Genomic DNA, 24,196 nt, shown 5'->3' with positions numbered 1-24,196 from the left:
GATTCAACTGTGAAACAACAAAACCAGCAGCACTACATTCCCCAGCAACGCCAGCAACGCCATGGTCCGCCAGACCTTCAACGGCTCCCGCTCCAACAAAGGCCGGGGCCGCACACTCAAACTTTGCCGCTCACCCTGTTCCAGCACCAGCAGCCACTCTTCAGCGGTTTCGAAGCGTTGCTGCGGATCGGCGGCGACGCCGCGTTCCAGGCTTTGCGCCAGCCAGTCCGGCAGGTCCGGGCGATAGCGACTGGCATTCACCGGCACGCCGAATCGGGGCCGCTGGAACGCTTCGATTTCGCCATAGGGAAAATGCCCGGTGAGCAGGTAATAGAGGGTGACACCGACAGAATACAAATCCTGTTGTGCACTCGGTGGTTCGCCGCGAAACGCTTCCGGGGCGATGAAACTAGGCGTTCCCGGCAGGGTCGACGGCGCGTCCTCCGACAGTCCCGGACAATAAGCCAGACCGAAATCCAGCAGGCGCAGCTCGCCATCATCCCCCAGCAACAGGTTTTCCGGTTTGATGTCGCGGTGCAGAATCTGCCGTCGATGCAGCAGCCCGACCGCGCGCAATAGCCGCTCGGCGATGTCCTGCCACTGCGCCCAAGGCAACGGGCCGCTCTGTTGAAACACGTCGGCCAGCGTCGTCCCGGCGTATTCGCGCATGACGTAATACAAATGCTGACGCTGAGTGCAGGCATGGATTTGCGGAAAATGCCGGCCGGCCACGCGCTTGAGAAACCATTCCTCCGACAGCAATGCCTGCCCGGCCTGCGGGTCGTCGGCCAGGCGCGTCGGCAAGGTCTTCAACAGCCAAGGCTGGCCCTGACTATCGAGCACGCGATACAGCAATGATTGCTGGCTCTGGCCGATGATGCCTTGGACCTGCCAGCCTTCAAACGCTTGCCCGGGTTTCAGCGTTGGCGGCAGTGGCCATTGCTGCAATTGCACCAGCGCATCGCCGATGCTCGCTTCGCCCAGCGCATCGACGCGCACCAGCAGGGCACTGGCGTTGTCCTGACTGCCGGCCAGATGCGCGGCGTTGACCAAGGTTTGCGCCGCGCTGGGCAGATCCACTTGATCGCGCAGAATCGCCGCGATTGCGGTATCGCCCAAGGTCGACCAGACGCCGTCGCTGAGCAAAACGAAGCTTTCGCCCTCACGCAGTTCGCCGTCGAGGAAATCCATGACCAGATGCTGATCGAGCCCGAGCGCACGTTTGAGCACGTGTTGCATGCCCGGTTGCTCCCAGACGTGATCCTCGCTGATGCGCTGCAAGCGCTCGGCGTGCCAGCGATAGACCCGGCAATCGCCGACATGGGCGAGGGTGAAGCGTCGACCGCGCATCACCAGCGCGCTGACCGTGGACAGCAGCGGTTGCCCACCACCGTTGGCCTGCAGCCAGCGATTTTGCGCGAGCAGCAGGCGATCCAGCGCTTGGGCCACGCTCCAGGTTTCCGGCGTCGCGTAGTAGTCCAGCGCCAGCGCCTGCAAGGTCGAACGCGCGGCCAGGCCGCCATCGGCGCACTGGCTGACGCCGTCGGCGATGGCGAACAGATAACCCTTGCTCACCGCCAGTGCCGGCGCCGGTGTCACTGAACGCAGGGCGTCCTGATTCTCCGCGCGCGGGCCGGTGGCGCTGGCTTCGGCGAAGCTCAGTTGCAGGGCCATTGAGGCTTCAGACCCGCGCCGCCGTTACTGCCGCCGAGCCCCAGGTGGTTCTCCAGCGACGCTTGACGCCGTGCAGGCCAAACCACGCCAACACACCGAGGCTGGCGAACAACCACAGCGCCAGTTGATAGCTGCCGGTGCTTTGCTTGATCGCGCCCATGCCCGCCGCGAGGGCGAAGCCGCCGATACCGCCGGCCATGCCGATCAGCCCGGTCATCACGCCGATCTCTAGACGAAAACGCTGTGGCACCAGTTGGAAAACCGCACCGTTGCCGGCGCCCAAGCCGAGCATGGTGCAGACGAAAAGCGCCAGCGCCGCGTAGGAACTTGGCAGATTGAAGCCCACCGCTGCGATGCAGATCGCAGCGACGGTGTACATCGCCAGCAAGGTGCGGATGCCGCCGAAGCGATCGGCCAGCGCGCCACCCAGCGGCCGCATCAGGCTGCCGCCGAACACGCAGGCAGCGGTGTAATAGCCGGCGGTCACCGGGCTCAGACCGTATTGATCGTTGAAGTAACCGGGCAGGGCGCTGGCCAGGCCGATGAAGCCGCCGAAGGTGACGCTGTAGAAAAACATGAACCACCAGCTGTCGCGATCACCGAGGGCCTTGAAGTAGTCGGCCATGGCTTTCGGTTTTGGCCGCTGCGGGGCGTTTTTTGCCAACAGGGCGAACAGCACCAAGGTCAGAACCAGCGGGATCAGGGCGAAACCGAAGACATTGCTCCAGCCGAACGCGGCGGCAATCACTGGCGCCAGCAGCGCGGCGAACACGGTGCCGGAGTTGCCGGCGCCGGCGATGCCCATGGCTTTGCCCTGATGTTCAGGTGGATACCATTGCGAGGCCAGCGGCAGGGCCACGGCGAACGACGCGCCGGCCATACCGAGGAACAGGCCGAGGATCAGCGCCTGTTCATAACTGTGGATGCCCAGCTTCCAGGCGCCGAACAGCGCGCAGATGACGATGACCTGGCCGATCAGTCCGGCGGTCTTCGGCGACAAGCGATCAGCGAGCATGCCCATGGCGAAGCGCAACACCGCGCCGGCGAGAATCGGCGTGGCGACGACGAGGCCGCGCTGCTGGGTGGTCAGGTGCAGGTCGGCGGCAATCTGCACCGCCAGCGGGCCGAGCAGGTACCAGACCATGAAGCTCAGGTCGAAATACAGGAAGGCCGCGAACAGGGTCGGGGTATGGCCGGATTTCCAGAAGCTTGAATTCATCGCGCACCTCGGCTGAAAAGAGTCTCGAAAGGAGTCATGCACAGCAGGTGGAGCGCCTCACGGCCGCACCACCGGCCCCGCTCTGTGGGGCCAAAACGCAAAAACGCCGCTACCTGATTCGCCGAGGGGCGAACGGGGTGAGCGACGTCTTTGTCGTAGGTGGGGCAACCGCCGTTGGTTACCTGTGCGGTTTACTTAGCGAGATTTGTGCCAACAGCTGAAAAGCAAAAGCCCCTCACCCTAGCCCTCTCCCAGAGGGAGAGGGAACCGAGCGGGGGATGGCCGAATCATTTGCCGATCTGAACGATTTCGAGTGAATCCATAATCGACTCGGTCGTTCAGGTCGGCGGACAGCGCAAGACAACGCGGTCGGTCCCCTCTCCCTCCGGGAGAGGGCTAGGGTGAGGGGCTCTTGATTTGCAGCGAAAATTTCAGCCCAGCAACTCACTCATGGCAATGATCTGCTCCGCCACCTGAATCAGCTTCTGCTGGCGGCTCATCGCCTGGCGGCGCATCAGCGTATAGGCCTCTTCCTCGTTGCAATCCTTCATCTTCATCAATAAACCCTTGGCCAGTTCAATGCGCTTGCGCTCGGCCAGTTGCTGGTCACGGGCCTGCAATTGCGCGCGCAGGGCCTGGTCACTCTCGAAGCGCGCCATCGCCACATCGAGAATCGGCTGCAACCGTTGTGCGTGAATGCCTTCGACGATGTAGGCACTGACCCCGGACTTGATCGCCTGACGCATCACCCCCGGGTCATGTTCGTCGGTGAACATCACGATCGGCCGGGGCTGGTCGCGGCTGACCAGCACCACTTGCTCCATGACATCGCGGCTCGGTGACTCGGTATCGATCAGGATCACATCCGGGCGCACCGTTTCGACGCGCGCCGGCAGGTCGATGGTCAGGCCGGACTCGTCGATCACTTCGAAGCCGGCCTCGGTCAGTGCCGCTTTGAGGCGTCCGACTTTTTTCGCGGTGTCGTTGATCAGCAGAATGCGCAACATGTTCGCGGTCTCCTGTCAGCGCTGGGCGAGAAGCGGGGCGGCGTCGCTCAGGGCATGCAGCTTGAAACTGCGCGCATAGCCCGCCGGGTCGCTGCCGTCCCAGACCTTGCCGTCGAGCAACTGGCTGCTGCGCAGGTCTGCGTACGAAGTCGCAACGCCGACCGCGCTGGCAGCCTCGCGGTACAGATCCAGACGCTGAACCTGACGGGCGACGGCCAGATAATCCGGATCCTCGCGTAACAGACCCCAGCGACGAAACTGGGTCATGAACCACATGCCGTCGGAGAGGTACGGCAGATTGACCTCGCCATCGCCATGAAAACGCAGCGCATGCGGATCCTGCCAGCGATTACCGAGGCCATCGGCGTAGTCACCCATAAAACGCGGCTCGATGCACGCGGCGGGGGTGTCGAGGTATTCGGTGGCGCTGAGCAATTGCGCAGTGCTGCGGCGGTTTTCCGGGCTCTCTTCGATGAAGCGGCTGGCCTCAAGAATGGCCATGACCAGCGCCCGCGCGGTGTTGGGATATTGCTCAACGAATTCGCGGGTGCAGCCGAGGACTTTTTCCGGGTGGTCGGGCCAGATGCTCTGGCTGGTCGCCAGGGTGAAACCGAGATCCTGCTGCACGGCGCTGGCCGCCCACGGCTCGCCGACGCAAAAGCCGTCGATGCGCCCGGCTTGCAGGTGCGCGACCATTTGCGGCGGCGGCACGACCACGCTGTCGACGTCCTGCAACGGATGAATGCCCTGGCTCGCCAGCCAGTAATAAAGCCACATCGCATGGGTGCCGGTGGGAAAGGTCTGGGCGAAGGTCAGTTTTGCGCGGCTTTGGTGCACATGCCGATCGAGCGCTTCAGGACTGTTCACGCCAGCCTGTTGCAAACCATGGGACAGGTTCAGGCTCTGGCCATTCTGGTTCAGACCCATCAGCACTGCCATGTCGGTGGGGGCGACGCCGCCGATGCCCAGGTGCACCGCGTAAACCAGTCCGTACAGGCTGTGCGCGGCATCCAGTTCGCCGCTGACCAGTTTGTCGCGCAAGTTGGCCCATGACGCCTGACGCTTGAGGTTCAGGGTCAGGCCGTAGGGCTGGGCGAAGCCCTGAGTGGCGGCGACCACCACCGAGGCGCAGTCGCTCAGCGCCATGAAGCCGAGATTGATCGCGCTCTTTTCCGGCGCGTCGCTGCCATTGACCCAGGCCAGAGGCCCCAAGGACGTTTCGTTCATACGCTACCTCAAAAAAAACGTCGTCCCGGATTCTGCGCAGGCAAAACCCGGGGACGACGCCATTGTCCTGGTCTGCGCGCCGTCATTGGTCGGCAGACTGATGAGCGGGGTGGTGCAAGGCATATGCCAGTCGCCTGATTCGCGCAGGCGCCTCGCGCCGGGGGACGATGCCCGGCTATAATCGCCGCCTCTTTTCGCCGCCCGAGTCATTGCCGCCCATGTACACCCTGGCCCGTCAGCTGTTGTTCAAACTTTCCCCGGAAACCTCCCACGATCTGTCGCTGGATCTGATCGGCGCGGGTGGACGTTTGGGCCTCAACGGCTTGCTGTGCAAGGCACCGGCGAAAATGCCGGTGACCGTCATGGGGCTGGATTTTCCGAACCCGGTAGGGCTGGCGGCAGGTCTGGACAAGAACGGCGCGGCCATCGATGGCTTTGCGCAACTGGGTTTCGGTTTTGTCGAAATCGGCACCGTGACCCCGCGTCCGCAGCCGGGTAACCCGAAACCACGAATCTTCCGCCTGCCGGAAGCCGAGGCGATCATCAACCGCATGGGCTTCAACAACCTTGGCGTGGATAACCTGCTGGCGCGGGTCGCTGCGGCGAAATACCAGGGCGTGCTGGGCATCAATATCGGCAAGAACTTCGACACTCCGGTCGAGCGTGCGGTCGACGATTACCTGATCTGCCTGGACAAGGTTTACGCCCACGCCAGCTACGTCACCGTCAACGTCAGCTCGCCAAACACCCCGGGCCTGCGCAGCCTGCAGTTCGGTGACTCGCTCAAGCAATTGCTCGCTGATCTGGCCACCCGTCGCGCCGAACTGGCCCTGCGTCACGGCAAGCATGTGCCGCTGGCGATCAAGATCGCGCCGGACATGACCGACGAAGAAACTGCGCAGGTTGCCCAGGCGTTGATCGAAACCGGCATGGACGCGGTCATCGCCACCAATACGACTTTGAGCCGTGTCGGCGTCGAAGGCATGGAGCATGGCGACGAGGCGGGCGGTCTGTCGGGTGCGCCGGTGCGTGAGAAGAGCACCCACACCGTGAAAGTGCTGGCGGGCGAATTGGCCGGGCGTTTGCCGATCATTGCCGCGGGCGGCATTACCGAGGGCAAACACGCGGCGGAGAAAATCACTGCTGGCGCGAGCCTGGTGCAGATCTATTCGGGCTTCATCTACAAAGGCCCGGCGCTGATTCGTGAATCGGTGGATGCGATCGCCGCGTTGCGCTGAGGATTGCCGAGAGCTTGTCGGAGCCTTTGTGGCGAGGGGATTTATCCCCGCTGGGCTGCCCAGCAGCCCCAAACCTTGCACATTGATATGCCAGTTAAATTGAAATTCCGAATTCGCGACTGCTGCGCAGCCGAGCGGGGATAAATCCCCTCGCCACGTGGAACCCGGTTAACCCTTTTTGCAGGCATTAAAAAGGGCTCCTCGAAGGAGCCCCTGGGCCGTAGCCCGCCGTCCGGGAAGGACGTGCGTGGTTAATTCATTGCAAATTCAGATTGTCGTGTCGGAATAAATGCCCTGTGTCAGCCGACGGCGTGAAGTTCGTTGAGTCTGTGGATTCCCGCAGTGCCGGTCATACCGTCCCAGTTGTCGCCGCGTCCTTCTCGCCAGCCGTTGATCCAGGCTTGACGTACCGACGGTAGAGTAAATGGGCAAAGCTCACGGGATTTGCCACCAACGCCATATTGATATCCGCGCAAAAATGCTCTTTCCAACGGATCACGCTTAAGTCTTCTCATAGGGTGTTTCCCTCACTTGTTGACTGTAGTGTCGCGTTGACCTCAATTGAGGTCTGGCAGAAAAAACCTGCCATCGTGCGGCTCGCTGCCGGCGTGGCGAGCCAAGGTGTTGACGCCGTTGCGACGTCAACCTGTGCTCAGTTCTAACCAATGAGTCACACCGAGGGAATGATCGTTTTGTCATAAGCACGTAACGTAAAGGATGCTATGGCGATAAGTAACCGCGTATTTATCCAACGTTCAATGCGCAAACCCCGGTATGATCGGCGCCCCGCTGACTCAGGGGGTTAATCCTTTAGTGAGAATGACCCACGTTTGCGCTTGGGTAATATTCGACGAAGGGTCGCTTTCAGTCTTTTTGTTGCACCAACTTTTTTATCTGTCCCGGCATCTAAGCTCTTTTAACCCGAGCAGCGGGGATGGAACGGCACACCTTCGTGCCACGCGGGCGCTCTTTCAGAAAAGCGCCTGATTGAAAACCGGGTCGGCAATGCGTTGCCGGCCCACTAGCCAAAGGCTCTGGAATTACCATGTCCGATCGTTTCGAACTCTTCCTCACTTGCCCCAAAGGCCTTGAAGGCCTGCTCATCGAGGAAGCCGTCGGGCTTGGCCTTGAAGAAGCGCGCGAGCACACCTCCGCCGTGCGTGGCATGGCGACCATGGAAACCGCCTATCGCCTGTGCCTCTGGTCGCGTCTGGCCAACCGCGTGTTGCTGGTGCTCAAGCGTTTCCCGATGAAGGACGCCGAAGACCTCTACCACGGCGTGCTCGACATCGACTGGCAGGATCACATGCTCAGCGACGGCACCCTGGCCGTTGAATTCAGCGGCCACGGCTCGGGCATCGACAATACCCACTTCGGCGCGCTGAAAGTCAAAGACGCCATCGTCGACAAACTGCGCACGCCGCAGGGCGATCGTCCATCCATCGACAAACTCAACCCGGACCTGCGTATCCACCTGCGTCTGGATCGCGGCGAAGCGATTCTGTCCCTCGACCTTTCCGGCCACAGCCTGCACCAGCGCGGCTATCGCTTGCAGCAGGGCGCGGCGCCGCTGAAGGAAAACCTCGCGGCGGCAATCCTCATTCGCTCCGGTTGGCCGCGTATTGCTGCCGAAGGTGGCGCACTGGCTGACCCGATGTGCGGTGTCGGTACGTTCCTCGTCGAAGCCGGGATGATTGCCGCCGACATGGCGCCGAACCTGCGTCGCGAGCAGTGGGGCTTTACCGCGTGGCTCGGTCACGTGCCGGCACTCTGGAAAAAACTCCATGAAGAAGCCGTCGAGCGTGCCGCCGCCGGTCTGGCCAAACCGCCGCTGTGGATTCGCGGTTACGAAGCCGATCCACGATTGATTCAGCCAGGCCGCAACAACGTTGAACGCGCCGGCCTCAGCGAGTGGATCAAGATCTACCAGGGCGAAGTGGCGACCTTCGAGCCGCGCCCGGATCAGAACCAGAAAGGTCTGGTGATCTGCAACCCGCCGTACGGCGAGCGTCTCGGTGACGAAGCCAGCCTGCTGTATCTCTATCAGAACCTCGGCGAGCGTCTGCGTCAGGCCTGCCTGAACTGGGAAGCGGCGGTGTTCACCGGCGCCCCGGATCTGGGCAAGCGCATGGGTATCCGCAGCCACAAACAGTATTCGTTCTGGAACGGCGCGCTGCCGTGCAAACTGCTGCTGATCAAGGTTCTGCCCGATCAGTTCGTCACTGGCGAACGTCGCACTCCGGAACAGCGTCAGGCCGAGCGCGAGCAAGCGGCTTACGATCAGACCCCGGACGAGCCGCAAGAGCGCAAGTTCAACAAGAACGGCAACCCGATCAAGCCGACGCCAGCCCCGGCGCCAGTGATTGAACAGCCGCGCTTGAGTGAAGGCGGGCAGATGTTTGCCAATCGCTTGCAGAAAAATCTCAAGGCGATGGGCAAGTGGGTCAAGCGCGAAGGCATCGATTGCTACCGCGTCTATGATGCCGACATGCCGGAATACGCGATGGCCATCGACCTGTACCACGACTGGGTGCACGTTCAGGAATACGCCGCGCCGAAATCCATCGACCCGGAAAAAGCCTCGGCGCGCATGTTCGATGCGCTGGCGGCCATTCCGCAGGCGTTGAACGTCGACAAGAACCGCGTGGTGGTCAAGCGCCGCGAGCGGCAGAGCGGCACCAAGCAGTACGAGCGTCAGGCTGCGCAGGGCAAGTTCGTCGAGGTCAATGAAGGTGGCGTGAAGTTGCTGGTCAACCTCACCGACTACCTCGACACCGGCCTGTTCCTCGATCACCGGCCGATGCGCATGCGCATTCAGAAAGAGGCGGCCGGCAAACGCTTCCTCAATCTGTTCTGTTACACCGCGACCGCCAGCGTGCACGCGGCCAAGGGTGGCGCGCGCAGCACCACCAGCGTCGACCTGTCGAAAACCTATCTGGACTGGGCGCGGCGCAACTTGTCGTTGAACGGTTTCTCGGACAAGAACCGTCTGGAGCAGGGCGATGTGATGGCGTGGCTGGAAAGCAGCCGTGACGAATACGACCTGATCTTCATTGACCCGCCGACGTTCTCCAACTCCAAGCGCATGGAAGGCATCTTCGATGTGCAGCGCGATCAGGTGCAGTTGATCGACTTGGCGATGGCGCGGCTGGCACCGGGTGGCGTGCTGTATTTCTCCAACAACTTCCGCAAGTTCCAGTTGGAGGAAAACCTCGCCGAGCGTTATGCGGTCGAGGAAATCAGCGCGCAGACCATTGATCCGGATTTCGCCCGCAATACCAAGATCCACCGCGCCTGGAAAATCACGGCTCGTTGACGCGTTCACTGGTTGGATCCACAGAGCGTTGATTTTTAACGGCTCGGTGGATCCAGCGGTGCTAGCTAAATTAGTGGCTAATAGCTATAACTCACACACCGCCAATGGGGTTTTCCCGCAAATCTGGCGGAGTGAGTCGTGCTTATGCCGTTGCACCCCGTGCGCCCGAAAATCCTCGGTTTCATCAGTGAAGACGTCTCAGCCTGGCTGGTCGCTTTGCTGGTGTTGCTTGCCGGCGGGATTCTCACCGGGCTGCTCGCATGGGGCACCTTCAACCAGTTTCAGCAACAATCGCGTCAGCGTTTCCAACTGCTGGCCAACGAACGCTACAGCCGCATCGCCGAACGTTTTCAGGATCAGGAGCAACGTCTCGATGGTCTGCGGCGGTTCTTCGCCAATTCCGAGTCAGTGTCCCGCGCCGAATTCGACGGGTACTCCCGACCCTTATTGCTGCGCACCCAAGCCTACACTTACGCGCCGCGAGTCAGCGGTGCTGAACGGGCCGCGTTTGAACAGCAGGTGCGTGACGAAGGCCTGAGCGAGTTCACCATTCGCGAACTGGACGCCAAAGGCGAATTGCAACTGGCGCCGCCGCGCGATGAATACGTGCCGGTGCTCTACACGCAGACCCAAAGCCGACTGGCGCCACCGCTGGGCTACGACTTGCTCGCCCAACCCTTGCGCCGCGAAACCCTGCAACGCGCCGACCAGCTCGGCAGCATGGCGGTGTCGCAACCGATGCATCTGGTCGGGATCGAGCCGTCGTATGCGCGTGGTGTGCTGCTGCTGGCGCCGGTCAGTCGCGCTGGAGAGTCGCAGCCGTTCGGCTATGTGATGGCGGTGATCAGCATGCGCCAGTTGCTCGCCGACGGACTGCCCGATGCCCTGCACGATTACCTGTCGGTGCGCATTCTCGACCTGTCGACCCAGGATCAGCACGAGGCGCTGTTCGAATCGAGCAACGAAGCGGTGCCCGGCGATCTGGCGGCGACGCGTTTGCTGCGCATGGCCGATCACGACTATCAGGTCGATATCCTGCCAAGCTACGCCTTCATGCAGGCCAACCATTCGTCGGTGGGCAGCGTGATCATTCTTGGCGGCTTGCTCAGCGCACTGCTCAGCGCCTTGCTTTACGTGCTGGTCAGCCAGCGCCAGCGCGCGGTGCGCCTGGTCGAGGTGCGCACGCAGGAGTTGCACGAGCGCGAGCAGGAATTGCGCGGCACCCACGGTCAACTGCGCGGCGTGCTGAATGCCGCCACTCAGGTCGCGATCATTGCCACCGACCTGCGCGGCGTGATCAACACCTTCAACCCCGGCGCCGAGCAAATGCTCGGCTACAGCAGCGCCGAAGTCGTTGGGCGCATGACCCTGGAGAATCTGCATTTGCCTCGCGAGCTGGCGGCGCGTTCGGCCGAGTTGAGTGCGCGCTACGGCAAAAGCATTCCGACTTGCCACGCGATGCTGGTCGAGGGCGGCGAAGTCGGCGGCCATGAAGCGCGCGAGTGGACGCTGGTGCGCAGCGACGGCAGTCATCTGCCGGTGAACATGCTCGCCACCCCGGTGCTTGACGAACAAGGCCTGTGGGTCGGTCATCTGGCGATCTGCATCGACATCACCGAACGCAAGCGAGTGCACGAGGTGCTGGCAGCACGCGACACATTGCTGAAGAAGCTCAGCGCCCATGTTCCCGGTGGCATCTACCAATTCAAGATGGAATTCGACGGACGCTTCAGCGTGATCTACGCCAGCGATGGCATCCGCGAAATCTACGAGCTGGAGCCGGATGTGCTGCTGCTCGACTCCGAGGCGATCTTCAGTCGTATCCACCCGCAGGATGCGATTCGCGTGCGCAGCTCGATCCGCGAATCGGCGGAAAATCTCAGCCCCTGGCGCGAGGAGTACCGCGTGCAACTGCCCGAGCGCGGTCTGCGCTGGGTGCGCGGCGAGGCGACACCGGAAGAGCTGCCGGGCGGCGGAGTGCTGTGGCACGGTTATATCTCGGATATCTCCGATCTCAAGCGCGTGGAAGAAGAATTGCGCGCGTTGTCGATCACCGACTCGCTGACCGGCATTCACAACCGCCGCTATTTCCAGGAACGCCTGACCACCGAAATGGCCCGGGTCGAGCGTGGCGGCGGTGAGTTGTCGGTGATCATGCTCGACATCGACCACTTCAAGCGCATCAACGATCAGTTCGGCCACGCCGTCGGCGACCGCGTGCTGCAGGCAGTCTGCGAGCGGATCGGCCATCGCCTGCGCCGTACCGACGTGTTCTGCCGTTTGGGCGGTGAAGAGTTCATGGTGCTGTGCCCGGACATCGACGGCGAACACGCCTATATGCTGGCGATGGAGTTGTGGGAAGGTTTGCGCAGCGCGCCGGTGGATGTGGTCGGCTTGGTCACCGCCAGTTTCGGCATCGCCAGCTGGCGCCCGGGGGAGGGCGCAGATGCGCTGTTGCTGCGCGCTGACTCAGGGGTTTACGCAGCGAAGCAGAATGGCCGGGATCGGGTTGAGCGGGAGATGAGCTGAGCCTGGCGCAAAACCAGTGTGGGAGCGAGCTTGCTCCCACAGGGTTTGAAGGTGTTTTCAGAATCCGCTTACAGCACCGAAGCGGTCTGCGGCAGTTTCGGCTGTTTGTACAGATCCAGCAGCACCTGATCGAGCACCGACGAGGCGCCGAACGGGGCCTTGTCGTTGAGGATCGCTACCACTGCCCAGGTATTGCCATTCACATCACGGCTGAAACCGGCAATCGCGCGCACGGTATTCAGGGTGCCGGTCTTGACGTGCGCCTCACCGCGCATCGCCGTGGTTTTCAGGCGTTTGCGCATGGTGCCGTCGGTACCGGCAATCGGCAGCGAGCTGATGTACTCGGCGGCGTACGGGCTGTGCCAGGCGGCCTGCAGCATGTTGGCCATCTCACGTGCACTGACCCGCTCGGCCCGCGACAGACCAGAGCCATTCTCCATCACCAGATGCGGCGCGGTGATGCCTTTCTTCGCCAGCCACTGCCGCACTACGCGCTGCGCAGCCCGCGCGTCATCACCGTCGGCATCGTTGCGGAAACGCTGGCCAAGGCTGAGGAACAGCTGCTGGGCCATGGTGTTGTTACTGTATTTGTTGATGTCGCGGATGATCTCGGCCAGATCCGGCGAGTACGCGCGGGCGAGCAGTTTGGCGCCGCTCGGCGTTGGCGCCAGACGATCCTTGCCTTGAATGCTGCCACCCAGCTCCTTCCAGATCGCCCTTACGGCGCCGGCGGTGTAGGTCGCATGGTCGAGCAGCGACAGGTAAGTCTGCGAGCTGCAGCCTTCGCCCAATTGGCCGCCGACGGTCACGGTCACGCTGCCATCGGCCTGCGGCACCGGGTTGTAGCGCACGCCGCCGGTGCATTGCTTGGACGGCAGCGCCTTGACGGTGTTTTCGATACGAATGCTGGCAATCGGCGGCTCAACCGAAATCAGTACGCGGCCACCGTCATTGCGCGCGACGAAGCGCAGGGCCTTGAGGTTGACCAGCAGCGAGTCGGGCTTGACCAGGAACGGCTTGTTGTCGTCGTTGCCGTCATCGTTGAATTCCGGCAATTGCGGCTGCACGAAGAAGTTGCGGTCGAGGATCAGATCGCCGGTGATCTGGGTCACGCCGTTGGCGCGCAGGTCGCGCATCAGCAGCCAGAGTTTTTCCATGTTCAGCTTCGGGTCACCGCCGCCCTTGAGGTAGAGGTTGCCGTTGAGAATGCCGCCGCTCAGGGTGCCATCGGTGTAGAACTCGGTTTTCCACTGATGGTTGGGGCCGAGCATTTCCAGCGCCGCGTAAGTGGTGACCAGTTTCATTGTCGAGGCCGGATTGACCGAGACGTCGGCGTTGAACACGGTCGGCGTGCCCGGACCGTCGAGCGGCACCATCACCAGCGACAGCGCAGTGGGCTGCAACTTGCTGGCCTTGAGGGCTTTTTCGACGTTCGGGGTGAGGGAAGTGTTGATGGTGGCAGCGGAGACAGGCAGGGCCAGAGGCAGAAGAAGGCCGGCGAGAAACAGTGGACGCAACGATTTGATCATATGCAATAAAACCCTGCAAAAGAGGGGAAAAAAGACGAGGACATGGATGAAAAGGCCCTCAGTGGTCATGAAAGTGTCGGCATTATGCCCCAAGCTGTAACAGCTTGTGCCGTGTCAGGCCCGGCCAATCGCTTATTTTTTTACAGGCGGTCGGCCGCAGCGACCAGAGAGTCGGGCAATCGCCGGCTTAAACTGGTAAAGTGCCGGCCGTTATTACTTAAGAGGATTGTTCCAATGGCGACTAACCGTTCCCAGCGTCTGCGCAAAAAACTGTGCGTTGATGAATTTCAAGAGCTGGGTTTCGAACTGAACCTGGACTTCAAAGAAGACTTGTCCGAAGAAGCCATTGACGCTTTCCTCGAAGCATTCATCAAAGAAGCCATGGAAGCCAACGGTCTGGGTTATGTTGGCGGCGACGACTTCGGTCTGGTGTGCCTGCAGAAGCGTGGCTCGGTCAACGAAGAGCAGCGCGCTGCCGTTGAAGCCTGGCTGAAAAACCGCTCCGAGCTGACCAAGTACGAAGTCAGCCCGCTGCTGGACGTGTGGTATCCGGAAAAGCCGATCAACGCGGCCAAGTGATACTGAAAAAAACGGCGACCTGAGAGTCGCCGTTTTTTTTCGTCTGGGGTTTGGGTGGTACGGCTTGGGTTTGGCGGTGGATTCGCCCCTCACCCCAGCCCTCTCCCGAGGGAGAGGGGGCCGATTTGTGGGCTTTTCGGGATGTGAGTTCGACTTGGTATCCCTCGTCGGCGTATATCTTCCGAGCACCTGGGTCAGTCCCCTCTCCCTTTGGGAGAGGGTTAGGGTGAGGGGCTTTTGATCTTAAGCTCTGCGCCAATTCAAAATCACCAGCGTCAAAACCCCCGCCACAATCCCCCAGAACGCCGAACCAATGGAAAACAGCGTCAGCCCCGACGCCGTGACCATAAACGTGATCAACGCCGCTTCCCGTTCCTTCACCTCGCTCATGGCAATGCTCAAGCCATTGATGATCGAGCCGAACAGCGCCAGCGCGGCAATCGACAGCACCAGTTCTTTCGGCAACGCCGCAAACAATGCCGCCAACGTCGCGCCGAACACCCCGGCAATCCCGTAGAACACCCCGCACCAGACCGCTGCGGTGTAGCGCTTGTTGCGATCTTCATGGGCATGCGGGCCGGTGCAGATCGCCGCGCTGATCGCTGCGAGGTTGATGCCGTGGGAGCCGAACGGCGCCAACAGCAGCGAGGCGATGCCGGTGGTGGTGATCAGTGGCGAGGCCGGGACGTTATAGCCATCGGCACGCAGCACGGCGATGCCGGGCATGTTCTGCGAGGTCATCGCCACCACGAACAGCGGAATGCCGATGCTGATGGTCGCGGCCAGGGAGAAGTGCGGCGTGGTCCACACCGGGGTGGCCACTTCCAGGTGAAAGCCGCTGAAATCCAGCAGCCCCATGAAGCCCGACAGCGCAGTGCCAATGAGCAGCGCTGCAAGCACCGCATAGCGTGGTGACAGGCGCTTGACCAGCAGATAAGTGAAGAACATCCCCAGCACCAGACCGGTACGGTGTTGCGCGGCGACGAAGATTTCGCTGCCGATCTTGAACAGGATCCCTGCCAGCAAGGCCGCCGCCAGAGAGGCCGGGATCTTTTTCACCAGCCGTTCAAAGCTGCCGGTCAGGCCGCAGATCGTCACCAGTACCGCGCACGTGATGTAGGCGCCGATCGCCTCGCCGTAACTGACGCCGCCCAGGCTGGTGATCAGCAACGCCGCGCCGGGGGTCGACCAGGCGATGGTGATCGGTGTGCGATAGCGCAGCGACAGGCCGATCGAACACACTGCCATGCCGATCGAAATCGCCCAGATCCACGAGGAAATCTGCCCGCTGCTCAGGCCGGCCGCTTGCCCGGCCTGGAACATCAGCACCAGCGAACTGGTGTAACCGGTCATCATCGCGATGAAACCGGCGACGATGGCGGAAGGCGAGGTGTCGGCGAGAGGGCGCAGGCGGGCGTGGGTGGCGTCGGTCATGACGGCGGTGTTCCTTATACCAATGGAGATGTCCGCCACAACACAGAACCTCTGTGGGAGCGAGCCTGCTCGCGAAAGCGGTAGGTCAGTCAACATTCATAGTGAATGTGGAATGGCTTTCGCGAGCAGGCTCGCTCCCACGAGGGATTGCGGTCATGCAGCGGATTCTGCGATCAAGCCTAAACTCAAACGTAACCCAGCGTTGCAATACAGCCGCAGGCGCAAACAGCCGTACAGTCGTGTTGCCACCATTCATTGTGTACAATCGCGCTGTTTTTTACGCGATACTTGCCAGCGACCTACTGTGCCGTATTACAGTCACGGTCTATTCGCCGCAGTTTTCCCGACTCGAGTGCCCATGAACGAACAGTTGCAACCCCTCAAGAAACAACCGCGAGCAGGCAAAGCCGGCCGCAGCGGAACCCAGGACGATATTGTCTACGCGCATATCTTCGAGGCCATCCTCGAACAGCGTCTGGCGCCCGGCACCAAGTTGAGCGAAGAAGCGCTGGGGGAAATCTTCGGGGTGAGCCGCACCATCATTCGCCGCGCACTGTCGCGTCTGGCCCATGAAGGCGTGGTGCTGTTGCGGCCGAACCGTGGCGCCGTCGTCGCCAGCCCGAGCGTTGAAGAGGCGCGTCAGGTGTTTCTCGCCCGGCGTCTGGTCGAGCGGGCGATCACTGAACTGGCGGTGCAACATGCCACTGCCGAACAGATCGCCGAACTGCGGCAGATGGTCAACGACGAGCGCGACAGCTTCTCCCGTGGCGATCGTGGTGCCGGTATTCGTCTGTCGGGTGAATTCCACCTGAAGCTGGCGGAAGCGGCAATGAACGCACCGTTGATCAGCTTCCAGCGCAGCCTGGTGTCGCAGACCTCGCTGATCATCGCCCAGTACGAAAGCGGCAACCGCTCGCATTGTTCGTACGACGAACACACCCAGTTGATCGACGCCATTGAAAAGCGCGACGGCGAACTGGCGGTGAACCTGATGATGCATCACATGGATCACATCGACAGCAAGCTCAACCTCGACGAGGAAGGCGCGTCGGATGATCTGCATGCGGTGTTCTCGCATTTGTTGCAGACCAAGAAGCCGGGGCGTCCAGCGGCCAAGCTCTAAGCTGAGACCGAGTCGCGGCTTTCGCGAGCAGGCTCGCTCCCACAGGGGAATGCATTTCAAAGGTGGGAGCGAGCTTGCTCGCGAAGGCGATCTGACAGGCAATAAAAATCCCCCGGGGTAAACACCACCGGGGATGATCGTTCCCACGCTCCGCGTGGGAATGTCTCTAGGGACGCTCCGCGTCCAGTGACGCGGAGCGTCACGGGCTGCATTCCCACGCAGAGCGTGGGAACGATCAGTGCAGGAAAACCTAGCGCTGATGCACCAGCGCCCCCGCTGCATACGTCTGCGCCACGGTGCGGTCATCGCCCAGGGTCATCAGCACAAACAACGTCTCGGCGATGTTATTCGACTGTTTCAAGCGATAGCTCAGCAGCGGCGTGGCGTTGTAATCCAGCACCAGGAAGTCGGCATCCGAACCCGGTTGCAGGTTACCGATCTTGTCTTCCAGGCGCAGCGCCCGCGCACCACCCAAGGTCGCCAGGTACAGCGACTTGAACGGGCTCAACCGCGCGCCCTGCAGTTGCATGACCTTGTAGGCTTCGTTGAGGGTTTGCAGCAGCGAGAAACTGGTACCGCCGCCGACGTCGGTGCCGAGGCCGACATTGAGCTTGTGTTTCTCGGCCATCGGCAGGTTGAACAGGCCGCTGCCGAGGAACAGGTTCGAGGTCGGGCAGAACGAGATCGCCGAGCCGGTTTCCGCCAGGCGCGCGCATTCTTCGTCACACAGGTGCACGCCGTGGGCGAATACCGAGCGTTCGCCGAGCAATTGGTAGTGATCGTAGACGTCGAGGTAGCCCTTGCGCTCCGGGAACAGCTCCTTGACCCACTCGATCTCCTTGAGGTTCTCGCTGATGTGGGTCTGCATGTACAGATCCGGATATTCCGTCAGCAATTGCCCGGCCAGGGTCAGTTGTTCCGGAGTGCTGGTCGGCGCAAAACGCGGCGTCACCGCATAGTGCAAGCGACCCTTGCCGTGCCAGCGCTCGATCAGCGCCTTGCTGTCGACGTAGCTGGATTCGGCGGTATCGACCAGATAATCCGGGGCATTGCGGTCCATCATCACCTTGCCGGCGATCATGCGCAGATCAAGCTTCTCGGCGGCCTCGAAAAACGAATTCACCGATTGCGGATGCACGCTGCCGAACACCAGCGCCGTGGTGGTGCCGTTGCGCAGCAGTTCCTTGATGAAAATATCGGCCACTTCGTCGGCGTGAGCCTTATCACCAAACTGGCTTTCGCAGGGAAAGGTGTAGGTGTTCAGCCAGTCGAGCAGTTGCTCGCCGTAGGAGCCGACCATGCCGGTCTGCGGCAGGTGAATGTGTGTGTCGATAAAGCCCGGTGTGATCAGCGCATCCTGATAATGGTTGATCTCGATATCTGCCGGCAGGGTTGGCAGCAGTTCGCTGGCGTGGCCGAGGGCGCTGATCTTGCCATCGTCGATCACCAGCAGGCCGTCCTCGAAATATTCATAGGAGGCTTCGATACCGACTTCGGCAGGGTCGGCGGTGCTGTGCAGGATGGCGGCGCGGTAGGCTTTGCGAGTCAGAGGCATGAGGGTTCTCTAATCAGTTTGAGGCTTTGAGTTTGGCGGCCTGACTGCGGCGCGAGGCGGGCAGCAGTCGGGCAATCGGTTCGGCGCGGGCGCTGTGCTGGCCGAAATTGGCGTTGTAAGTGGCGATGATTTCGCCGGCGATGGAGATGGCGATTTCCACAGGCAATTTGCCTTTGACTTCGCCGATGCCCATCGGGCAGCGCATGCGCTGCACCACGCTCGGGTCGAAACCACGATCGCGCAGGCGGTGTTCGAATTTGGCGCGTTTGGTTTTCGAGCCGATCAGGCCGAACCAGGTGAAATCGTTGCGCTTGAGAATCGCCGCGGTCAGTTCCAGATCGAGCTGATGGTTGTGGGTCATGACGATGCAGTAGCTGCCGGCGGGCAGGTCATCGACTTCGTCCACTGGCTCTTCGCTGACGATTTTACGCACGCCGTGGGGGATGTGTTCAGGGAACTCGGCCTCGCGCGAATCGATCCAGCGCACCCGGCAGGGCAGGCCGGCCAGCAGCGGCACGAGGGCGCGCCCGACATGCCCGGCACCGAATACGGCAATCTGTGCTTGCACCTGGCCCATGGGTTCGAACAGCAACACCGTGGCGCCACCGCAGCACTGGCCGAGGCTGGCACCGAGGCTGAAGCGCTCCAGATGGGTGTCCTGCTTGCCGCTGGCGAGCATCTCGCGGGCGATCTGCATGGCTTTGAATTCCAGATGCCCGCCACCAATGGTGTCGAACAGGCGGTCGGCACTGACGACCATTTTCGAGCCGGCGTTGCGTGGCGTCGAACCGAGTTCTTCGATGATCGTCACCAGCACACAGGGTTCGCCCTGATTCTGCAGGTCGGCGAGGGCGTCGATCCAGTTGTACATACACACCTCTCAGATCGTTCCCACGCTCTGCGTGGGAATGCATCACTGGACGCTCCGCGTCCGCTGTTCAGGATGCGACGCAGAGCGTCGCGGGCTGCATTCCCACGCAGAGCGTGGGAACGATCATCAAACAACCGCGGTTTCAGCTTCGACAGCTTTCACCGCTTTGAGCTGGCGCATCTGCTCGCAGCCCCACAACACCCGCTCCGGCGTGGCCGGCGCATCGATCTTCGGCTGATGCTGATAATCACCGAGGCTCGCCACCGCGTCCTTGATCGCGCACCAAGCGGCGATGCCGAGCATGAACGGCGGTTCACCGACGGCTTTGGAATGGAACACCGTGTCTTCCGGGTTCTTGCGGTTTTCCACCAGTTTCACTCGCAGATCCAGCGGCATGTCCGCCACCGCCGGGATCTTGTAGCTGGCCGGGCCGTTGGTCATCAGCTTGCCTTTGTTGTTCCAGACCAGCTCTTCCATGGTCAGCCAGCCCATGCCCTGGACGAAACCGCCCTCGACCTGACCGATGTCGATCGACGGGTTCAGCGAGGCGCCGACGTCGTGCAGGATGTCGGTGCGCAGCATCTTGTACTCGCCGGTCAGGGTGTCGACGATCACTTCGCAGCAGGCTGCGCCGAAAGCGAAGTAATAGAACGGACGCCCACGCGCCTGACTGCGGTCGTAATAGATTTTCGGGGTCTTGTAGAAACCAGTGCTCGACAGCGAGACCTGATTGAAATACGCCTGCTGGATCAGCGCTTTGAAGGTCAGAATCTGCTCGCGCACCCGCACGTGGCCGTTGCGGAATTCGACGTCTTCTTCGCTGACCCTGTAGTGCCGCGCGGCGAATTCGACCAGGCGTTGCTTGATGGTCTGCGCTGCGTTCTGCGCGGCTTTGCCGTTCAGGTCGGCGCCGCTGGAAGCAGCGGTCGGAGAGGTGTTCGGCACTTTGTCGGTGTTGGTCGCAGTGATCTGCACACGATCGATTTCGACTTGGAACACTTCCGCCACGACCTGAGCGACTTTGGTATTCAGGCCCTGACCCATTTCCGTGCCGCCGTGGTTCAGGTGGATGCTGCCGTCGGTGTAGATGTGGATCAGCGCACCGGCCTGATTGAGGAAACTGGCGGTGAAGGAAATGCCGAATTTCACCGGTGTCAGCGCCAGGCCTTTTTTCAGGATCGGGCTGTTGGCGTTGTAGCGACGGATCGCTTCGCGGCGCTCGGCGTACTGGCTGCTTTCTTCCAGTTCGGCGGTCATCTCTTCGAGCATGTTGTGCTCGACGGTCTGGTAGTAATGGGTGACGTTGCGCTCGGTCTTGCCGTAGTAGTTGGCCTTGCGCACCGCCAGCGGGTCGAGCTTCAAGTGCCGGGCAATCGCGTCCATCACTTCCTCGATGGCGACCATGCCTTGCGGGCCACCGAAGCCACGGTAAGCGGTGTTCGAGGCGGTGTTGGTCTTGCAGCGGTGACCGTTGATGGTGGCATCGCCGAGATAGTAGGAGTTGTCCGAGTGGAACATCGCCCGGTCAACGATCGAGGCGGACAGGTCCGGCGAGCAGCCGCAGTTGCCGGCCAGCTCCATGTTGATCCCGTGCAGACGGCCGCTGCTGTCGAAACCGACGTCGTACTCAACGTAGAACGGGTGGCGCTTGCCGGTCATCAGCATGTCTTCGACGCGCGGCAGGCGCATCTTGGTCGGTTGGCCGGTGAGGTGCGCGACCACCGCGCACAGGCACGCCGGGCTCGCGGCCTGGGTTTCCTTGCCACCGAAACCACCACCCATGCGGCGCATGTCGACAACGATCTTGTTCATCGACACGTCGAGCACTTCGGCGACCAGTTTCTGCACTTCGGTCGGGTTCTGCGTCGAGCAGTAGACGATCATGCCGCCGTCTTCAGTGGGCATCACCGAGGAGATTTGTGTCTCCAGATAGAAGTGCTCCTGGCCGCCGATGTGCAGCGTGCCCTGAATACGGTGTTCAGCCGTGGCCAGTGCAGAGGCCGAGTCGCCGCGCTGGTGGGTGTGGCTGTCGAGCACGAAATGGCGCTTGCGCAGGGCTTCGACGACGTCGAGCACCGGTTCCAGATCTTGGTATTCGATGATCGCCGCCATCGCTGCCTTGCGCGCGGTTTCCAGGTCTTTCGCCGCGACCGCCAGCACCGGCTGGCCGACGAACTGCACGTCATCGATGGCCAGCAGCGGGTCGCCCGGCATCAGCGGGCCGATGTCTTTCAGGCCCGGCACGTCTTCGTGGGTAATGACAATGCGCACGCCTTCGAAGGCGTAGCACGGCGACGTGTCGATGCTGAGGATTTTCGCGTGGGCGCGGTCCGACAGGCGTGCATACAGGTGCAATTGGTTGGGGAATTCCAGGCGATCATCGATGTACTGCGCTTCACCGGACACATGCTTGGCGGCGCTGTCGTGCTTGACGCTGCGGCCGACACCGGTGGTCAGGTCCTGGGCGAACAATTCGGCCAATTCAGCCTGGGTCTTCTCTACGGCGTGATGATTAGACATAAGCGGTCACCCGAGTCTCGATGTGCGGTGTTTGCAGTTCGATGAAGTATTTGCGCAGCAGGTTCTGCGCGCTGAGCAGGCGATATTCCTTGCTGGCGCGGAAGTCCGAGAGCGGCGTGAAGTCTTCGGCCAGCGCGGCGCAGGCGCGTTCGATCACGGCATTGTTGAACGGTGCACCTTGCAGCACGGCTTCGCAGTGCGCAGCGCGTTTCGGAATCGCCGCCATGCCGCCGAAGGCCACCCGGGCGTCGGCGATCACGCCATTTTCCACGCGCAGATTGAAGGCAGCGCAGACGGCGGAGATGTCGTCGTCCAGGCGCTTTGACACTTTATAGGCGCGGAACAACTGCTCGGCGCTGGCGCGCGGGACGATGATTTTTTCGATGAATTCGCTTTCCTGGCGCGCGGTGACGCGGTAGTCGATGAAGTAGTCTTCCAGGTTCAAGGTGCGGCGGGTTTCGCCTTTGCACAGCACGATCTGCGCGCCGAGGGCGATCAGCAGCGGTGGCGAGTCACCGATCGGCGAGGCGTTGCCGATGTTGCCGCCGAGGGTGCCTTGATTGCGGATCTGCAACGAGGCGAAGCGGTGCAGCAATTCGCCGAAGTCCGGATATTCGGCATTCAACGCTTCGTAACAGTCGGAGAGGGCGGTGGCGGCGCCGATTTCGATGCGGTCATCGAAGGTTTCGATGCGCTTCATTTCGGCGACGTTACCGACATAGATCATCACCGGCAGAGTGCGGTGGAACTGGGTGACTTCCAGTGCCAGGTCAGTGCCGCCGGCGAGCAGCCGCGCTTGTGGATAAGCGTCGTAGAGATCGGCCAGGTCAGCGACGGTCAGCGGCACCAGGCAGCGCTTGTCGCCGCTGTTGAGTTCGCCGATATCGGTCGGCGCGATGGCCTTGAGGCGGGCAATGGTTTCGGCTTCACGGGCGTCGAACTGATCCGCTGGCTTGCCGCAGCAGGATTGTTCGGCAGCGGCGAGAATAGGGCGGTAGCCGGTGCAGCGGCAGAGGTTGCCGGCCAGCGCTTCGTGAGCCTTGGCCTGATCCGGCGCGTCGCTGTTCTTTTGCAGGGCGAACAACGACATGACGAAACCGGGGGTGCAGAAGCCGCACTGCGAACCGTGGCACTCGACCATGGCTTTCTGCACGCTGTGCAGTTCGCCCTTGTGCTTGAGGTCTTCAACGCTGATCAGTTGCTTGCCGTGCAAGGACGAGACGAAAGTCAGGCACGAATTGAGGCTGCGATAGCGAATATGCTCACGCCCGCTGTCATCGGTCTGCAACTCGCCAACCACCACGGTGCAGGCGCCGCAGTCGCCACTGGCGCAACCTTCTTTGGTGCCGGGCTTGCCTACGTGTTCGCGCAGGTAATTGAGCACAGTCAGATTCGGGTCCAGGGCGTGCTCGCTACGGAGTTCCTGGTTAAGTAAAAACTGGATCACGGAAGGCCTCGCAGACTCATTATTGTTGTTAACCGACGTGAACCGAATTTAGCAGGTCTGACTTTTCGGTCAATGGTTTTCTGACTTAAAGGTCAGGAAAATCCGTTTCGTCGATCAACAGCGTGTCTATTCAGTATTGACCTTCATCGGTCACTGCGCTTTTTTGCGGGATTCGTGCCAAAAACCGCTGAGTGGGCACTCCGCCATGACCGCGCATTTGCGCTACACTGCGCCGCTTGTGCAGATCGATAGAGTTTGAAGGACAACCATGACGTTCAAGGCGCCGGACAGCCTCGCCGAGCAAATCGCTCACCACCTCGCCGAGCGCATCATTCGTGGCGAAATGAAGCCGGGAGAGCGCATCCAGGAACAGAAGGTCACGCTGGCGCTCAACGTCAGCCGCGGTTCGGTCCGCGAAGCCTTGCTGATCCTCGAGCGCCGTCACCTGATCGCGATCCTGCCGCGTCGTGGCGCCCACGTTACCGAGCTGACGCCGCACAAGGTGCAGAGCCTGTGCACGCTGATGAGCGAGCTGTACATCCTGCTTGGCAATTCGGTGGCCAATGGCTGGCAAGTGCAGTCGGACATGGCGCCGTTCGTGCAGATCCAGCAGCGCCTGACCGCCAATTACGAACGCGGCGATATCCGCAGCTTCGTCGATGACAGCTTTGCGGTGATGCGCGCCGCCTATCCGTTTGCCAACAATCCGTACCTGCAAGAAACCGTCGAGAACCTCCAGCCGGCGATGAGCCGCGCGTATTTCCTTGCCCTCGAACAGCGCAAGGCGGAAATGAGCGAATTCCTCGAACTGTTCGAACGCTTGCTCGCCGCCGTCCTCGCCCGTGATTTGCCGCAGATCCGCATCGTGCTCACGGCGTATGCCCAGCGCAGCTGCGATCTGGTGGTGTCTGCGCTGACGGTTGCCTGA

At 61.5% G+C, this 24,196-nt stretch carries 17 protein-coding genes; 6 read left to right on the top strand and 11 right to left on the bottom strand.

What is annotated here, in order from left to right; translation table 11 throughout:
- Positions 1-3: 3 nt before the first annotated feature.
- From D8U61_RS13690 to D8U61_RS13675, 4 genes are all read right to left on the bottom strand, one after another.
- Entirely contained in the window at positions 4-1,674 is a 1,671-nt protein-coding gene (locus D8U61_RS13690) for a bifunctional protein-serine/threonine kinase/phosphatase (protein ID WP_130927111.1), read from the bottom strand.
- A gap of 7 nt (positions 1,675-1,681) precedes the next feature.
- A complete protein-coding gene (locus tag D8U61_RS13685; RefSeq protein ID WP_016773839.1) occupies positions 1,682-2,893 on the bottom strand; it encodes a nitrate/nitrite transporter in 1,212 nt (403 codons plus the stop codon).
- 431 nt (positions 2,894-3,324) lie between these two features.
- Positions 3,325-3,900 (bottom strand): ANTAR domain-containing protein, encoded by a 576-nt coding sequence (locus D8U61_RS13680; RefSeq protein ID WP_007916390.1) that lies wholly within the window; start codon positions 3,898-3,900, stop codon positions 3,325-3,327.
- A gap of 15 nt (positions 3,901-3,915) precedes the next feature.
- Entirely contained in the window at positions 3,916-5,127 is a 1,212-nt protein-coding gene (locus D8U61_RS13675; RefSeq protein ID WP_130927110.1) for a CmpA/NrtA family ABC transporter substrate-binding protein, read from the bottom strand.
- Positions 5,128-5,345: 218 nt separating this feature from the next.
- On the opposite strand from D8U61_RS13675, the gene D8U61_RS13670 reads away from it, so the two are divergent.
- On the top strand, positions 5,346-6,365 hold the full coding sequence (locus D8U61_RS13670) for a quinone-dependent dihydroorotate dehydrogenase (protein WP_130927109.1): 1,020 nt from the start codon (positions 5,346-5,348) through the stop codon (positions 6,363-6,365).
- A gap of 299 nt (positions 6,366-6,664) precedes the next feature.
- On the opposite strand, the gene D8U61_RS13665 is transcribed toward D8U61_RS13670, so the two are convergent.
- Positions 6,665-6,880: a ribosome modulation factor gene (locus D8U61_RS13665; protein ID WP_003223300.1), complete on the bottom strand. Its 216-nt coding sequence runs from the start codon at positions 6,878-6,880 to the stop codon at positions 6,665-6,667.
- Between the two features lie 530 nt (positions 6,881-7,410).
- On the opposite strand from D8U61_RS13665, the gene rlmKL reads away from it, so the two are divergent.
- Together rlmKL and D8U61_RS13655 are read left to right on the top strand one after the other, a co-directional pair.
- Positions 7,411-9,681, top strand: coding sequence for a bifunctional 23S rRNA (guanine(2069)-N(7))-methyltransferase RlmK/23S rRNA (guanine(2445)-N(2))-methyltransferase RlmL (gene rlmKL / locus D8U61_RS13660; protein ID WP_024012311.1), 2,271 nt, complete (start codon positions 7,411-7,413; stop codon positions 9,679-9,681).
- Positions 9,682-9,825: 144 nt separating this feature from the next.
- A complete protein-coding gene (locus D8U61_RS13655; RefSeq protein WP_130927108.1) occupies positions 9,826-12,210 on the top strand; it encodes a diguanylate cyclase in 2,385 nt (794 codons plus the stop codon).
- Between the two features lie 68 nt (positions 12,211-12,278).
- On the opposite strand, the gene dacB is transcribed toward D8U61_RS13655, so the two are convergent.
- Positions 12,279-13,739 carry a D-alanyl-D-alanine carboxypeptidase/D-alanyl-D-alanine-endopeptidase gene (gene dacB, locus D8U61_RS13650; protein ID WP_076566917.1) on the bottom strand — a complete coding sequence of 487 codons (1,461 nt, stop codon included), beginning with the start codon at positions 13,737-13,739 and terminating at the stop codon, positions 12,279-12,281.
- A 234-nt stretch (positions 13,740-13,973) separates the two neighbouring features.
- Between dacB and D8U61_RS13645 the strand changes: the two genes are divergently transcribed.
- Complete coding sequence (locus D8U61_RS13645; protein ID WP_016773843.1) at positions 13,974-14,318, top strand: YggL family protein; 345 nt, start codon at positions 13,974-13,976, stop codon at positions 14,316-14,318.
- A 243-nt stretch (positions 14,319-14,561) separates the two neighbouring features.
- Here D8U61_RS13645 and D8U61_RS13640 read toward each other — a convergent pair whose 3' ends face one another.
- Complete coding sequence (locus tag D8U61_RS13640; protein ID WP_056784186.1) at positions 14,562-15,752, bottom strand: benzoate/H(+) symporter BenE family transporter; 1,191 nt, start codon at positions 15,750-15,752, stop codon at positions 14,562-14,564.
- A gap of 358 nt (positions 15,753-16,110) precedes the next feature.
- On the opposite strand from D8U61_RS13640, the gene D8U61_RS13630 reads away from it, so the two are divergent.
- Positions 16,111-16,875, top strand: a complete 765-nt coding sequence (locus D8U61_RS13630) for a GntR family transcriptional regulator (RefSeq protein WP_007918375.1) — start codon at positions 16,111-16,113, stop codon at positions 16,873-16,875.
- A gap of 250 nt (positions 16,876-17,125) precedes the next feature.
- Here the strand turns inward: D8U61_RS13630 and guaD are convergent, their stop codons facing one another.
- The 4 genes from guaD to xdhA form a co-directional block, all read right to left on the bottom strand.
- The gene (guaD, locus tag D8U61_RS13625; protein WP_130887694.1) at positions 17,126-18,430 is read right to left on the bottom strand and encodes a guanine deaminase; all 1,305 of its coding nucleotides are present in this window, start codon (positions 18,428-18,430) and stop codon (positions 17,126-17,128) included.
- Positions 18,431-18,443: 13 nt separating this feature from the next.
- A complete protein-coding gene (gene xdhC, locus D8U61_RS13620; protein WP_130887693.1) occupies positions 18,444-19,301 on the bottom strand; it encodes a xanthine dehydrogenase accessory protein XdhC in 858 nt (285 codons plus the stop codon).
- A 126-nt stretch (positions 19,302-19,427) separates the two neighbouring features.
- Positions 19,428-21,821 (bottom strand): xanthine dehydrogenase molybdopterin binding subunit, encoded by a 2,394-nt coding sequence (xdhB, locus tag D8U61_RS13615; protein ID WP_130887692.1) that lies wholly within the window; start codon positions 21,819-21,821, stop codon positions 19,428-19,430.
- Complete coding sequence (gene xdhA, locus D8U61_RS13610; RefSeq protein WP_110601349.1) at positions 21,814-23,268, bottom strand: xanthine dehydrogenase small subunit; 1,455 nt, start codon at positions 23,266-23,268, stop codon at positions 21,814-21,816. Before xdhA ends, xdhB begins: the two co-directional genes overlap by 8 nt.
- Before the next feature lie 268 nt (positions 23,269-23,536).
- Here xdhA and D8U61_RS13605 point away from each other — a divergent pair, with 268 nt between their 5' ends.
- Positions 23,537-24,196, top strand: a complete 660-nt coding sequence (locus D8U61_RS13605; protein WP_039763015.1) for a GntR family transcriptional regulator — start codon at positions 23,537-23,539, stop codon at positions 24,194-24,196.

Origin of the sequence: Pseudomonas sp. Sample_14 (assembly GCF_004307515.1) — a bacterium.
In the GTDB taxonomy this organism is placed as follows: Bacteria; Pseudomonadota; Gammaproteobacteria; order Pseudomonadales; family Pseudomonadaceae; genus Aquipseudomonas; species Aquipseudomonas atacamensis.
Note: the sequence above shows the minus strand (reverse complement) of the source record. Positions and strands in the feature narration are given on the sequence as shown.

Coding starts and splice junctions, on each gene's coding strand:
- dacB (WP_076566917.1), bottom strand. CDS start 13,739: ATGATCAAATCGTTGCGTCCACTGTTTCTCGCCGGCCTTCTTCTGCCT.
- D8U61_RS13665 (WP_003223300.1), bottom strand. CDS start 6,880: ATGAGAAGACTTAAGCGTGATCCGTTGGAAAGAGCATTTTTGCGCGGA.
- D8U61_RS13655 (WP_130927108.1), top strand. CDS start 9,826: ATGCCGTTGCACCCCGTGCGCCCGAAAATCCTCGGTTTCATCAGTGAA.
- D8U61_RS13630 (WP_007918375.1), top strand. CDS start 16,111: ATGAACGAACAGTTGCAACCCCTCAAGAAACAACCGCGAGCAGGCAAA.
- xdhB (WP_130887692.1), bottom strand. CDS start 21,821: ATGTCTAATCATCACGCCGTAGAGAAGACCCAGGCTGAATTGGCCGAA.
- xdhC (WP_130887693.1), bottom strand. CDS start 19,301: ATGTACAACTGGATCGACGCCCTCGCCGACCTGCAGAATCAGGGCGAA.
- D8U61_RS13670 (WP_130927109.1), top strand. CDS start 5,346: ATGTACACCCTGGCCCGTCAGCTGTTGTTCAAACTTTCCCCGGAAACC.
- D8U61_RS13685 (WP_016773839.1), bottom strand. CDS start 2,893: ATGAATTCAAGCTTCTGGAAATCCGGCCATACCCCGACCCTGTTCGCG.
- D8U61_RS13640 (WP_056784186.1), bottom strand. CDS start 15,752: ATGACCGACGCCACCCACGCCCGCCTGCGCCCTCTCGCCGACACCTCG.
- guaD (WP_130887694.1), bottom strand. CDS start 18,430: ATGCCTCTGACTCGCAAAGCCTACCGCGCCGCCATCCTGCACAGCACC.
- D8U61_RS13675 (WP_130927110.1), bottom strand. CDS start 5,127: ATGAACGAAACGTCCTTGGGGCCTCTGGCCTGGGTCAATGGCAGCGAC.
- D8U61_RS13645 (WP_016773843.1), top strand. CDS start 13,974: ATGGCGACTAACCGTTCCCAGCGTCTGCGCAAAAAACTGTGCGTTGAT.
- D8U61_RS13605 (WP_039763015.1), top strand. CDS start 23,537: ATGACGTTCAAGGCGCCGGACAGCCTCGCCGAGCAAATCGCTCACCAC.
- D8U61_RS13690 (WP_130927111.1), bottom strand. CDS start 1,674: ATGGCCCTGCAACTGAGCTTCGCCGAAGCCAGCGCCACCGGCCCGCGC.
- rlmKL (WP_024012311.1), top strand. CDS start 7,411: ATGTCCGATCGTTTCGAACTCTTCCTCACTTGCCCCAAAGGCCTTGAA.
- D8U61_RS13680 (WP_007916390.1), bottom strand. CDS start 3,900: ATGTTGCGCATTCTGCTGATCAACGACACCGCGAAAAAAGTCGGACGC.